Origin of the sequence: Pseudomonas sp. FYR_5 (assembly GCF_043106315.1) — a bacterium.
GTDB lineage: Bacteria > Pseudomonadota > Gammaproteobacteria > Pseudomonadales > Pseudomonadaceae > Aquipseudomonas > Aquipseudomonas putida_Y.
Window position 1 is genome coordinate 1 of the sequence record NZ_JBICMK010000106.1, and the last position, 13,953, is coordinate 13,953.

Sequence of the window (13,953 nt, forward strand, 5' to 3'; positions counted from 1 at the left end):
GTTTTGCCCGCTTCAACGGTAATGGTCTGGCCGTTGGACAGGGTCACGGTTACCGGAGTCTGGGCAGGGTTGCTCAGGGTCACGGTATAAGTGATCACGCCGCCTTCGGTCACGCTTGGCGAGGCGGTCAGGGTTGCAGTGGTGGCATCGACCGAGTCGTTGATCGTGGTCTGAGCCGGCGTCGGGTTCGGGGTCAGTTGTTCGAAGTTGCCGCCCGTGGCGTTCTCGATCGTGACACTGACAGTCGAACCGTTGTTGTAGACGTCATTGGCCGGGGTCTGGAAGTCGACGCTGCCTTGGGTCTTGCCCGCTTCAACGGTGATGACCTGGCCGTTGGACAGGGTCACGGTCACCGGAGTCTGGGCAGGGTTGCTCAGGGTCACGGTGTAGGTGATCACGCCGCCTTCGGTCACGCTTGGCGAAGCAGTCAGGGTTGCGGTGGTATTGTCGAGGGTATCGGTCACTTGGGTAACCGCTGGCGTTTGCGGCAATGTCACCGCCAGCCCGCCACCACCGGCACTACCTGTCACGGTCGCCGAAATCTGCCCCCCGTCGATGTAGGGGGTATCGTTTGCCGGAACTACGACGTTGACGCTACCACTGGTCTGCCCGGCCGGAATGACGATCACGGCACCGTTGGACAGAGTAATTACCAGGTTGGTGGTCGGTGCCTGACCAACGGTGGCGGTATAAACGATTACGCCACCCGCTTCACTGATAGAAGGGGTTGCGCCAAGAATCAGATCAGTAGCGACGTTGGTATCCGTCGTCGGTGTGGTCACCAGGTTGTTGCCGTTCGTGTCCAGCAGGCCCACTTCTTCGTTATCGAGTACGCCCGCAAAGCCCAGCCCATCCGTCGGGAAACCAACCGTCGGGTCAACTCGGCCAGCCGTTTCTTCGAGCATCACGAAGCTGTGGCCACCGCCCAGCGCACCACCGCCCGCTGCTGACGGGCCAGCGGCGGTAGCTTCAAGTTCAGTAGTCGGGTCAACACCAGCAGCAATAGCCTGCTGCAGCTCTTCCACCGAAGGCGCGGCCTGGGCTGCCGCCTGGCTCAGGTCAGTACTGCTGTCAGGCGCATCGGCGCTCCATTGGCTGTCACGGCCCAGATCGAGCATACGGCCATCAGCCAGCTCCAGCGTCACTGCGCCACCAGGACCGGTGAGCACTTCTTCACCGGTCAATAGACGGTCACCTTCGATAAGTACACGCCGGATGCCCTCTGGGGATACCGCAATAACCTGGCCGACAATGCTTTTGACGATGGCTACAACGCTGCTCATTGGACTCTCCGTGTGACCCGATGGGTACTTCCCTGCCAGAGCGGCGCTTGGTAGCCACTTCAGGCGGAACTATGTCGATGATCTCTTGACGTTTTTGACGTCAATATTCCGTCTATAACTTTTTGGAATTGCTTGACTGCCAAACTATTGACCTTATACATGCCATCCTAAACAATCGGCAATGTAATGTCACATTGATATTTGTACCTTAGCCAAGCGTTTCCCAAGGACAAATGTCTTACGTCATCTAAAACGTGTTAAGCCGTCAGCCCCAGCAGTTTTTCATACACCTCAGTAGCCATAAATCATGCGGCGCGGTTGTCTTACCTCGGCAATGTCAGCGTTACTGGCGTCAATATCCAGATCACTGTCAATGACCCGGACACTGACTGCCGAATAAGCACAAACCTTGCCGGAATGCGACCCGCAGAGGCCGATAACCGGCCAGAGCCGAGAGCGTGTGCTCGCTGAGGCACACCAGGCTTTCAACTCTGCACGAGCCACGAGCAGCGATTTGTCGCAAATCAAAGACATGACGTACGAGTGCGCAAATACTTGCATCCCGCTCATGGGAAAGCGCTCGCGAATATTGAATGCTAGAAGGCAATGGATCTGCTTTCTATAGATGAATTTTGACTAACAAGCTACAGGCATGCGCCAATAAACCAGCGCCTGTTTAATGACAATGACTAAGCTGGAGCCCAAGGCCCTTGCATCCCTTGGTTGGGTGGCAAGCTATGCTGCAACAAGCGGATGATGGCTGGACCAAAAATGAAACAATCATTGCTCCACTACGTCTGGTGAAAATGAAGCACGTAGAATTGTTTACTCAACACCGATTCAAGGCGAACATTGGCAGCTGCTCAAGCACCAGGGCGTGATAGCCCATATCAGCACAGCTTTACAGCACCAAAGAGAGCCAGGGTAAGCCGGTCTGACCTTAACGACGGCACACCCACCCCACCCACCACAAGGATGAAGAGAGCGCCGCGTGGAATCCGAAGTCAGTCGAGTCCAACTCAGCCACGATCCACGCAGTCAGCATGACGATCCGCTGCTGGATAGTCTGTTGAGCCTGTGTGTCCTGCATCAAAAGCCCGCCAGCCGGGTCATGCTGACAACTGGCCTACCGCTACCCGCCCAGCGCCTGAACCCGGAACTGCTGCCCCGCGCCGCGGCCCGGGCCGGCCTGCAGGGGCGCGTGCTTCAGCGAAAGCTGGAGCAGATCCCGAGTATCGCCATGCCGGCCATGCTGTTGCTGAAGGAGGGCCGCAGCGCCGTGCTGCTCGGCTGGGAGAACGACGACACCGCGCGCCTGCTACTCAGCGAGAGCGACGGTGGCGAGGTACACGTCAGCCGCGAAGCACTGCTAAGCGACTACAGCGGCCGAGTGTTCTTCGCGCAGCCGCAGCACAAGTTCGATGTAAACCATGGCAACCTCATCCCACGTGCGAAGTCGTGGTTCCGCGACACCCTGCTGCGCAGCAAGTGGTTGTATATCGACGCCATCGCCGCCAGCCTGGTGATCAACCTGATCGCCTTGGCCGCGCCGCTGTTCGTGATGAATGTGTATGACCGGGTGGTGCCAAACCAGGCCACCTCGACGCTCTGGGTACTGGCCATCGGTATCGCCGGCGCGTACATCTTCGACCTGATCCTCAAAGGCCTGCGTGGCCTGTGCCTGGACCTGGCCGGCAAGAAGACCGACCTGATCATCTCGGCAACGCTGTTTGAACGTATCGTCGGCATGTCGATGAAGTACCGACCGGCACGGGTCGGCAGCTTTGCCCAGAACATTCACGAGTTCCAGGGCCTGCGCGACTTCCTCGCCTCGCTGACCCTGACCAGCCTGATCGACCTGCCCTTTACCATCCTGATTTTGGTCGTCATCGCCATCATTGGCGGACACCTGGTGTGGATACCGGTCATCGCCTTCCCGCTGGCTCTGGGCATCGGCTACGCCCTGCAGCGGCCACTGATGGCGACCATGGAGCGGACCATGGCTCTGGCGTCAGAGCGCCAGTCCAGCCTGATCGAAACCCTGGCGGGTCTGGATGCGGTGAAGGTCAACAACGCCGAAAGCGAACGCCAGTACATGTGGGAGCAAACTCTCGGCACCCTGAGCCGGCTGGAACTGCGGGTGAAAGTGCTGTCGAGCCTGGCGATGAACATCACCCTGCTGATTCAGCAACTGGCAGGCGTGGCAATGATCTGCGTCGGCGTGTACCTGATCATCGACGGCAACCTAAGCATGGGCGGCCTGGTGGCTTGCTACATGCTCAGCGGCCGCGCCCTCGGCCCATTGGGCCAGCTCAACGGCCTGCTCGCCCGCTACCAGCAAGCCAAGGTGACCATGGTTTCCACCGACCACATGATGGATCTGCCGCAAGAGCGCAACTTCGAAGAACGCCCGCTGAGCCGCAAGGTGCTACAGGGCAGCGTCGAGTTCCGCGGAGTCGACTTCACATATCCGAACCAGCAGAACCTGGCCCTGAAGAATATCAACCTGACCATCCGCCCCGGCGAGAAGGTCGGCATCATCGGCCGCAGCGGCTCGGGAAAGAGCTCGCTGGCCAAGCTCATCGTCGGCCTCTACGAGGCCGATGGTGGCTCGCTGTTGGTCGACGGAGTAGACATTCGCCAGATCGATGTCAGCGAACTGCGTCACAACATCGGCTACGTCCCACAGGACATCCAGCTGCTCGCCGGCACCTTGCGTGACAACCTGGTCAGCGGCGCCCGCTACATCGAGGACGAACTGATCCTGCAGGCCGCTGAACTGGCGGGCGTACATGAATTTGCCCGACTGCACCCCGACGGCTACGAGCTGCAGGTGGGTGAACGCGGGCAGAACCTGTCCGGCGGCCAGCGGCAGAATGTCGCCTTGGGCCGTGCGCTGCTGCTCAACCCGCAGATCCTGCTGCTGGACGAGCCGACCAGCGCCATGGACAACACCGGTGAAGAACGCCTCAAGCAGCGCCTGCACGCGGTGGTGGAGGGCAAGACAGTACTGCTGGTCACGCACCGTGCCTCTTTGCTGTCGTTGGTAGACAGGCTGATCGTGATCGATCGCGGGCAGATTGTCGCCGACGGCCCGAAAGCCGCGGTCATGGATGCACTGAAGAAGGGGCAGATCAGTGTTGCATAAGCTGGATATGGGGCAGTTCAAGGACGGCCTGCGGCGCTATTTCAAAGGCAGCGACTCGCTTGGCGGCCAGCCGCTGCCAGAGGTAAACAAAGCCCTGATCGAAGATGCGCCGCGGGTGGTACGGCTGACCATCTGGGGCGTGATCCTGTTCTTCGTGTTCTTGATCGTATGGGCCAGCGTTGCGCAAATCGACGAAGTTACGCGGGGTGAAGGCAAGGCCATTCCGTCTTCCAAGGTGCAGAAGATCCAGAACCTGGAGGGCGGCATCGTCGCCGAAATCTTCGCCAAGGAGGGGCAGATCGTCGAAGTGGGCCAGCCATTGCTGCGCCTGGATGAAACCCGCTTCGCCTCCAACGTAGGTGAAACCGAGGCCGACCGCCTGGCCATGGCCCTGCGGGTCGAACGTTTGAGTGCCGAGGTCCAGGACATCCCGTTGGTAATCGACGAAAAGCTGCGTAAAGCCGCGCCAAACCAGGCGGCCAATGAAGAGTCGCTGTACCAGAGCCGGCGCCAGCAACTGCAAGACGAAATTGGCGGCCTGCAAGAGCAGTTGGTCCAACGCCAGCAGGAACTGCGCGAATACAGCTCCAAGCGCACCCAGTATGCCAACAGCCTTGCGCTGCTGCGCAAGGAAATCAGTATGTCCGAACCGCTGGTAGCAACCGGCGCGATTTCCCAGGTTGAAGTGCTGCGCCTGCGCCGCGCCGAAGTGGAAAACCGCGGTCAGCTGGATTCCACTGCGCTGGCGATCCCGCGCGCAGAGGCGGCCATCCGCGAGGTGCAAAGCAAGATCGAAGAGACTCGCGGCAAGTTCCGAAGTGAAGCCCTGACCCAGCTTAACGAGGCACGCACCGAACTGAACAAGGCTACCGCCACCAGCAAGGCGCTGGACGACCGGGTGCACCGCACACTGGTCACTTCGCCCGTGCGGGGTATCGTCAAGCAACTGCTGGTGAACACCATTGGCGGGGTAATCCAGCCAGGTAGCGATATCATCGAAGTCGTGCCACTGGACGACACGCTGGTCATCGAGGCGAAGATCCTGCCCAAAGACATCGCCTTCCTGCACCCTGGCCAGGAAGCGACGGTCAAGTTCACCGCGTATGACTACACCATCTACGGTGGGCTCAAGGCCAAGCTGGAGCAGATTGGCGCCGACACCATTACCGATGAAGACAAGAAGACTACGTATTACCTGATCAAGCTGCGCACTGATCGCAGCCACCTGGGGACTGACGAGAAGCCACTGCTGATCATTCCGGGAATGGTGGCGACGGTAGATATCATGACAGGCAAGAAGACCATCATGAGCTACCTGCTCAAGCCGATCATGAAGGCGCGCTCGGAAGCCCTGCGCGAGCGGTGATAGCCGGCCTGCTGGTTTCGCCATTGCTGCAGGAGCGGCCTTGTGTCACGACGGGGCTGCACAAGTGGCCCCGTGCATCGCTACGTGAACCCCGGGGCCGCTCCGCGGCCCTTGTCCGGCTAGATCGCTTCTAAGGCGGGGCGCAAAAAGCCGTTCAGCGCCAGGGCGCAGGCTCACCTACCAGTTGCCCCTGAATCCCGCCTACTCCCATCTCCTGCAACACCAACCGCTCCCCTTCCGTCTCGACTCGCTCGGCAATCAGCGGCAGGTCGATGCTGTGCGCCGCTCGCTGGACCGCTTCGATGAACAGCCGCTTGTGCTGCTCATGATCGATGTTGCGGATGTAACTGCCGTCAATCTTCAGGTACGCCAAGCCCAGGTGCGCAAGGTTGCCAATCATGCTGAAGCGCCCACCAAAGCGTTGCAACGCCAACCCGAAGCCAAGCCCATGCAGGCGCCGGGTAAGTTGCTCCAATGCTACCTGCTCAGGCAACTGCTCCTCGCCAATTTCAAAAACCAGTCGCGGGCCGAGCGCGGCGTTCTGGCCCAGCAGCTCGAAAACGCGCTGAAGGGCCTTGGGGTCAGCCAGGGTGGCGGCGGACAGATTCAACGCCAGTACCTGGTCATGCCCTCGCAGGTGCGCCAACACTTTCTCCAGCACCAGCACATCAAGCCGCGGCATCCAGCCGAAGCGCTCCAGCCAAGGCAGGAAGCGGCCCGCCGGCAAAGCCTCGCCCTGGCCATCCCGCAAACGCGAAATAACTTTGTGGTGCAGTACCCGTTGCGTGGAAGCGCAATCCATCACGGGCTGGAAGAACAGCTCGAAATGCCCATTGATGAACGCCTGATCGAGCCGCTCGTGCCAGTCATGCTGGCTGTCAGCAGCAACCGCGGCAACACCTTGCTCAAGGCATACCCAACCCGGCGTTGGCTGGTTCTCAGCGCGGGCCAGAGCCTCGTCGGCGAGCTTCAGCAACGCCTGCGGTGAATCACCAGGGCTGAATGGCGCCAGGCCTATGCATGCCACCGGGTCGATATCACTGGCACCCGTTTCGTGCAGGCTCTGCAACGTTGCCTCCAGAGCCTGGGCAAGCTGAACTGCCTCCTCATGCACCATGCCCGGCGCCAGCACTGCAAACTCGCCGCCGCGGCTGCGGGAAATAAGGTCGTTGGTTTCCGGGTAGCTGGCACAAGTACGGCGCAGCTGTTCACCTACCGCTTGCAACAACTGGTCAGTACGCTGGCCGCCAAGGCGGGCGTTAAGGCCGGCCAGGCCTTGAACCCGCAACAAAAGCAGGTAGCCGGCGCGCGCGTCTTCCAGGTTGCTTACCCGAGTATTCAGCTGCATTTCGAAATAGCGGCGGTTCGACAGCCCGGTCAGGCTGTCCTGATAGGACTCCGCCCGCAGCCGCTCACTGCGCTCGGCCTGCTCGGTGAACAGGGCTTTGAGCTTCTCGACCATCTGGTTCATTGCTTGCACCACGCGGCGTAGCTCCGGCGTGCGTGGCAATTCTGGCAGGCTAAGGAATTCGCGGCGGGCAATGGCGTGGGATTGCTCGACCATGTAGTCCAGTGGCCTCAACTGGCGGCGCAACAGCAACGCACCGAGCACGGCACTGGCCGCACCGCACAACAGCAACCAACCCAGACTGCCCAAGGCACTTTGCCAAAGCTTGGCAAGGGCGAACATCGGGTGGCTGATCACTTCAACGCGCGCGGCCTGTTGCCAGCCACGACTGACGATTGCATCGCCGCCGGCGGCCTCGAGGCCGATCAAGCGCACGAACCAACGCGGGACACCGCCAGGGTCTGGTTCGGCGTGACGCTCCACCAGCACGGCGTTGGACCCTAGGTCGACGACCTTGATGCTTGCATAGTAGCCACTGTCGAAAATCGAACTGACCATCAGCTCGACCATCGCTGGGTCGTCGATATTCGGTGTCAGGGAAAGCGCCAGCGCAGTGGCCGCATCCTGGGCGTGCGAGCGCAACTGGTTGACGTACTGGCTGCGCGAGCTTTCCAGGCTGACCATGAAACTGCCACTGAAGGCGACCACCAGGAACAGGCAAATGGCCAACAGCAATTGTTTGAACAGTGACATCTGTGCTCCTTCAGTAAACCGGCTCGGCCGGGAACCCTTCGGCCTGCATTTTCTTCAACAAATCCTGCCAGCGTGACAGCCGCTTGGTATCACCAACCTTCTTGTTCCCTGCCGCGCCTGTCAGCCACAACCCTTCACCATTGAAGGCGTACACCGGCAGCAGGTCGATACGCTGGCTTGCCGGCTTGATGGCATCCATCAGACTGTCCAGCACCAAAGGCTGGGCCTGTGGGCTTGAATAATAGGTCAGGACCATGTGTGCCCGGTTCTGCCGCAGCGCCTTGACGTAGGTGATGCGCAGTTTTTCGCTGGGGATTCCCATGCGGCGAAGGCTGAAATATTTGGCGATAGCGTAATCCTCGCAGTCCCCTGCACCTTTGATCAGTGCCTGCACAGGTGTGGCCCAGTAGTCGACCTCATGCCACAGATCGATATCCTCGACATAACGCAATTGCTGGTTGAAGAAGCGGTTGACCACTTGCAACCGTTCAAGCTCGGTACCCTGCTTCTGCGTGGCCATCAGGTTCTGCCAGGCATCAATGCGGCCCTTCCCGACGCCCAGTGGGCCGTACAGGGCCTGCGACTTGCGGCTGATCTGGGAGAAATCCCAATCCGCATGCAAGCCGCCCAGCAGAAGACTGCCCAGCAGCGCGGCAAAGCCGACATATCGCACAACGGTTTTGAGCAACCAGGATATCGCCACTGCGAAGCCCTGTTCAGACCAGTCGAAAGCAGCGATGTTGGGGCTTGCCACAGCAAAAGACAATGGCACCCTGCAATCACGCACCCGGCTGTCAGCCCGCCTATACTTTCTGCTTACATCTTTCTATAGGTCGCTTCCTTTGACGTGCGACTTACTCCACCATAGCCGCGCTTTTGGGGCGCCCGTACCAGTGTGGGTGCAGGTTTGACACCCTCACAAGCTATTACTAGCGTTATTGGATCCAATATAGTCATCGTTGAGGCAGGCGTCGCGTGGCCAAGAAAATCAAATTGAGCAATGTGCTGGCCAGCGAGCAATTGTTGCCGCACCAGGCCCGTGGCGTGATCGAAGAACGCCTGCGCAGCGCCATTCTCGATGGTCGCTTGCCACCTGGTACTGCAATTCGCCAACAAGAGCTCGCCACCTTGTACGGCGTCAGTCGCATGCCCGTGCGCGAAGCTCTGCGCCAGCTCGAAGCGCAGTCCCTGCTGAAAGTGGAGATGCACAAGGGTGCCGTAGTTGCACCGCTGATCGGCGAGGATGCAGTGGACACCTATGCCCTTCGCGTACTGCTCGAGAGCGAGGCGTTGCGCCAGTCTATCCCGCTGCTTGATGCCAGCGACATTGCCAGCGCCCGCGGGTATATCGAGCAACTGGAGAGCGAGACCAGCCACGCCGAAATTGGCCGCCTCAACCGCCTGTTCCACATGGCGCTGTACAGCAAGGCGCCGAACAAGAAACTACTGCGCCTTATCGAGAACGAACTGAACGAGGAAGAACGCTTCCTGCGTTTCCATCTTTCGTCCATGGGCCTGGGCAAGCTGACTCAGGACGATCACAACGCACTGGTAGATGCGGCCAGCGACAAGCTGGTGGACGAAGCGGTAGCAGTGCTGGAACGGCACCTCAATGGCGGGGCGCGGGTGATCCGCAATTACCTGGATACGCAATTGGGGCGTTAGCCCGTTACCGGCTTTACGCGCGAACTGATGGGTTGCAAATTAATCTTGCTCCGCCAACAATGAGACTAATTATCATTAACGTCCATTGATGCCGGCGCCCTCCTCCATGCCCAGCAACGATTCCGTGCAAACGCTCTACAGTGACCACCACGGCTGGTTGCATACCTGGCTGCGTAGCAAGCTCGGCAACGCAGCCGATGCAGCTGACCTGGCCCAGGATACCTTCGTACGCTTGCTACAGCGTCGTGAACAATTGCAGCTGAATGCACCCAGGGCCTTCCTGCGCACGGTAGCGCGTGGGCTGGTGATCGATCATTGGCGCCGCGAGGAACTGCACAAGGCCTACCTGGAGGCTTTGGCCCATGTGCCGGAAGCACTGGTCCCCTCAGTCGAGACCCGCGAGCTGCTGCTGGAATTGCTTGAGCGCATCGCACGCATGCTCGACGGCCTCAAACCCAAGGTACGTCGCGCATTCCTGCTGGCTCAATGCGAGGGGCTGAAGCATCAGACCATCGCCGAACAGATGGGGATCTCCGTGCGCACCGTTGAGCGCTACATCGCCGATGCGCTCTATCACTGCTACGTGCTGCGCTATGAAGACGACTGCTGAATCCATGATCGTCGCACGCCCTGATACAAAAACGGTCAGGCAAGCCATTCAGTGGATGTTGCGGCTGCGTGAAAGCGGACACGATCCGGCTCTGCAACAACAGTGCGCGCAATGGCGCAGCATCCACCACGAAAACGAACAGGCCTGGCAGCGTGTGGTTCACCTTCATCAGGACCTTGACCTGCGCGCTATCCCCGGTGCCGGGCTGGCATTGCAGACACTGGAAACCAGCCAGCAGCGCCTGCGTCGCCGGCAGGCACTGAAGCTGCTTGGCGGCATTGTCATGGCAGGATCGGCGAGCTGGCTGGCCAAAGATCTCGATACTGTCAGTGCCTGGGCCTCAGACTACGCCACCGGCACGGGCGAGCGGCGCGTCTTCACCCTGCCCGATGGCTCACTGATGCAACTCAATACCTGCAGTGCCGTGGACTTGGCCTTCCATGATCAACAGCGTCTGGTTCGCCTGAAGCATGGGGAATTGATGATCAGCTGCACCCCCCGGCATCCCCTGCTGCTACAAACCCGCGACGCGCTGCTTGAAGGCTTCGAAGGTCGCTTTGTGGCCTACCAGGATAGTGACTGCACACGTGTCAGCGTCAGCCACGGCAGAGTGGCGATACACCAGCCTGGTAGTGGCCAACTGCAGTGGATCGAAAATGGCCAGAACTGGCGCGTGGATGCTCAAGGTGCGCACCGGCTCGCACACATGGACATGGATGCGATGGCCTGGACTGAAGGGTTGATCGTCACTCAGGACATGCGCCTCTCCAACTTCCTCGCACAGATCAGCCGCTATCGCCATGGTTACCTGGGCTGCAGCAATGAGATTGCCGACCTGCGCCTGTCAGGGGTATTCCGGCTCGAAGATCCGGATCAACTGCTTCGGCTGCTGCCGCAGACGCTGCCCGTACGACTTCGTCGACGTACACGCTGGTGGGTGCATGTGGAGAGCATGACCTGATAAGGCGTTATCGATTTTTGGCGGGTTTTGAATCCAGGTCCGGCTAGGACAGTAAGCGACACTTTCTGCCCTCAACACTTTAACGGACCCTTCATGCCTCTCAGCCCGGTGTCAACCCACACTTACATCCCGAATGATTTTCGTCCAGTCCTGCAATCAGCTCACTTGCGCCATGCCATCCGGGCTGTTCTGTTTGGTGCCGCCTTGGGCCTGGCAACTGCTCCGCAACTTTCCGTAGCGGCCGACACAGCCGAAGCGAGCCAACACTATGCAATACCAGCTGGCCAACTGACCGACGTGCTCAACAATATCGCTCGCCAGGCCGGCATCACCCTGTCGAGCACACCTCAGCTGACCGATGGCCTGCACTCCAACGGATTGCAGGGGCAGTACACTACCGATCAGGCGCTGCGCCAGTTGCTAAATGGCAGCGGGCTGGAAGCCGTCAACCAGGAGGGACGTAACTATGTGCTGCAGGCACAACGTCAGAACGCCGCCCTGGCATTGCCAGACACCGACATTCGTAGTTTCTCCCTCGGCAACGCACTGGGCAGCATGGAGGGTTACAACGCCACGCACAGCCAAGTGGCGACCAAGACCAGCATGCCTTTGGTGGAGACATCCCAATCGGTCTCGGTAGTTACTCGCCAACAGATGGACGATCAGGGCTCTCAGACCGTAGCCCAAGCCATGCGCTACACGCCTGGAGTACTGACCAACCCCTACGGTGCCACCCATCGCTACGACTATGCAGCCATGCGCGGCTTCAACGACGGCTCGGTGGACAACATCTACGTCGATGGGCTCAAGTCAATGGGCGACAACGGCACCTACAGCACCATGCAGGTCGACCCATACTTCCTTGAGCGCATCGACATTCTCAAAGGACCGTCTTCGGTACTGTACGGGCGAAGCTCGCCAGGTGGCCTGGTAGCCCTGACCACCAAGAAGCCACTCTTTGCCCCTTACCATCAGGTTCAGGCCACGGTAGGTACTCAGGGCCAGCGTGGCGTGGGCTTCGACTTCAGTGGTCCTGTGGATGACGACAAACGCATTGCGTATCGACTGACGGGTTTGGCGGATGCTTCCGACACTCAGTTCGACCATAACAAGGAAGAACGTTACGCAATCGCCCCTGCTTTCAGCGTCGACTTCACCGAAGACACCTCACTCACGCTGCAGGCCTATTTGCAGCACGACCCTGACGGTGGATACCACGGCGGCAACCCTGCAGACGGCATGCTGCACAAGCGCAACGGTTTACGCCTGTCAGACCATTTCTTCGAAGGCGAGCCGAGCATCGACAACTACGAGCGCACTCAGCAGTCCTTCAGCTACCAGTTTGAGCACCGCTTCAATGATGTGTTCACCGCGCGGCAGAACTTTCGCTATCAGGATTCCGACGTGTCGATGGACCAGGTGTACGCCGCCGGCTGGGCAGATGTTGACAGCAATATGCTAAACCGCGCCTATACCGGCGGCGACGAGCGTCTGCATTCGTACATCATTGATAACATGCTGCAGGCAGAATTCTTTACCGGGGCCGCCAAGCACACCTTGCTCCTGGGGGCCGACTACCAGCGGCGCAAAGCCGACGTGACATGGCGTTATGGCACCGTCGACCCGCTGGATGCCGGCAATCCGCAGTACGGCAATGGCAACCTTCAGGTACTGGGCGAGAACCGCTACCAGCGGCGCTTGCAACAAACGGGTGTGTACCTGCAGGATCTCGTGGAGCTGGACCAGTGGCGCTTTTCCTTGGGGCTGCGCCAGGACTGGGTGAAGGTGTCCGAAGAGGACCGTGACAGCGACAGCAAGGTCAGTGATCAGCGCTCCAGGTTCACCTCCCGGGCAGGAGTGCTCTACCTGTTCGAGAACGGCATTGCGCCCTACATCAGCTACTCAGAGTCGTTCAACCCGAATACCGTGTCCGACCAGCAAGGCCGGCCGCTGGCACCGACGGAGGGCACTCAGTGGGAAGCTGGCATCAAATATCAGCCACCAGGGAGCGACAACCTGTTCACCGCATCGGTGTTCCGCATCGAGCAGGAGAATTTGGCGTCTAAACAGCCTGACGAAGACTTCTACCGCCCTGTCGGTGAAGTCCGCTCGCAAGGGCTGGAGCTGGAGGCCCATGTGCAACTGACCGACAGCCTCAAACTGCTGGGTGGCTATACCTTCACCGATATCGAGTATTCGAAGTCAATGCCGAGCCTTGTGTCGGGCAACTTGGACAACAAGGGTAATTCGCCGACTCAGGCGCCGAAACAGATGCTCTCGCTGTGGGCCGACTATAACTTCCGCCAGGGGGCACTGGATGGCCTGCGGCTGGGCGGTGGGGTGCGATATGTGGGGTACAGCTGGGTGGATGCGGAAAACAGCATGAAGGTGCCTTCCTACACCCTGTTCGACGCCTCGATCGGCTATGACCTGGGCAAGGTCGGTCTGACGGGTGTGGATGTGCGCTTGAACGCCAACAACCTTACCAATGAAAGCTACATCACCTCATGTGCCAGCCTGAACTACTGCTACATGGGTGAAGAGCGCAATGTGAGCGCCACGGTCAGCTATCAGTTCTAACCGATATTGAAACCCGGAAAAGACAAAGCCCCTGTCTGCATCGCAGACAGGGGCTTTGGGTTTGAATCTTGACGATGACCTACTCTCACATGGGGAAACCCCACACTACCATCGGCGATGCATCGTTTCACTGCTGAGTTCGGGATGGGATCAGGTGGTTCCAATGCTCTATGGTCGTCAAGAAATTCTGTGTGCTGGCCCGTCCCTTGGACGCGCCTGCGAATCTCTGTAGTTCCTAC

General features: G+C 59.5%; 9 protein-coding genes and 1 rRNA gene. 6 read left to right on the forward strand and 4 right to left on the reverse strand.

The window, feature by feature from the left end; genetic code table 11:
• Window positions 1-1,283 (reverse strand): retention module-containing protein (locus ACF8RA_RS22990; protein ID WP_392519606.1); only part of this gene is annotated, 1,283 nt, incomplete at its 3' end.
• Window positions 1,284-2,274: 991 nt separating this feature from the next.
• On the opposite strand from ACF8RA_RS22990, the gene ACF8RA_RS22995 reads away from it, so the two are divergent.
• Both ACF8RA_RS22995 and ACF8RA_RS23000 read left to right on the forward strand, forming a co-directional pair.
• Complete coding sequence (locus tag ACF8RA_RS22995) at window positions 2,275-4,431, forward strand: type I secretion system permease/ATPase (protein ID WP_176685774.1); 2,157 nt, start codon at window positions 2,275-2,277, stop codon at window positions 4,429-4,431.
• Window positions 4,432-4,438: 7 nt separating this feature from the next.
• Window positions 4,439-5,797, forward strand: a complete 1,359-nt coding sequence (locus tag ACF8RA_RS23000) for an HlyD family type I secretion periplasmic adaptor subunit (protein ID WP_176685780.1) — start codon at window positions 4,439-4,441, stop codon at window positions 5,795-5,797.
• Between the two features lie 154 nt (window positions 5,798-5,951).
• Here the strand turns inward: ACF8RA_RS23000 and lapD are convergent, their stop codons facing one another.
• Both lapD and lapG read right to left on the reverse strand, forming a co-directional pair.
• On the reverse strand, window positions 5,952-7,898 hold the full coding sequence (gene lapD, locus ACF8RA_RS23005; RefSeq protein ID WP_392519607.1) for a cyclic di-GMP receptor LapD: 1,947 nt from the start codon (window positions 7,896-7,898) through the stop codon (window positions 5,952-5,954).
• A gap of 10 nt (window positions 7,899-7,908) precedes the next feature.
• Window positions 7,909-8,670: a cysteine protease LapG gene (gene lapG / locus ACF8RA_RS23010; protein WP_176685776.1), complete on the reverse strand. Its 762-nt coding sequence runs from the start codon at window positions 8,668-8,670 to the stop codon at window positions 7,909-7,911.
• A gap of 203 nt (window positions 8,671-8,873) precedes the next feature.
• Between lapG and ACF8RA_RS23015 the strand changes: the two genes are divergently transcribed.
• The 4 genes from ACF8RA_RS23015 (at window position 8,874) to ACF8RA_RS23030 (ending at window position 13,714) form a co-directional block, all read left to right on the forward strand.
• On the forward strand, window positions 8,874-9,563 hold the full coding sequence (locus ACF8RA_RS23015; protein ID WP_176685777.1) for a GntR family transcriptional regulator: 690 nt from the start codon (window positions 8,874-8,876) through the stop codon (window positions 9,561-9,563).
• 106 nt (window positions 9,564-9,669) lie between these two features.
• Window positions 9,670-10,173 carry a sigma-70 family RNA polymerase sigma factor gene (locus ACF8RA_RS23020; protein ID WP_176685778.1) on the forward strand — a complete coding sequence of 168 codons (504 nt, stop codon included), beginning with the start codon at window positions 9,670-9,672 and terminating at the stop codon, window positions 10,171-10,173.
• Between the two features lie 4 nt (window positions 10,174-10,177).
• Complete coding sequence (locus ACF8RA_RS23025) at window positions 10,178-11,134, forward strand: FecR family protein (RefSeq protein WP_176685781.1); 957 nt, start codon at window positions 10,178-10,180, stop codon at window positions 11,132-11,134.
• 165 nt (window positions 11,135-11,299) lie between these two features.
• Entirely contained in the window at window positions 11,300-13,714 is a 2,415-nt protein-coding gene (locus ACF8RA_RS23030) for a TonB-dependent siderophore receptor (RefSeq protein WP_392488444.1), read from the forward strand.
• 66 nt (window positions 13,715-13,780) lie between these two features.
• Here the strand turns inward: ACF8RA_RS23030 and rrf are convergent.
• Window positions 13,781-13,896, reverse strand: a 5S ribosomal RNA gene (gene rrf, locus ACF8RA_RS23035).
• Between the last annotated feature and the right edge of the window lie 57 nt (window positions 13,897-13,953).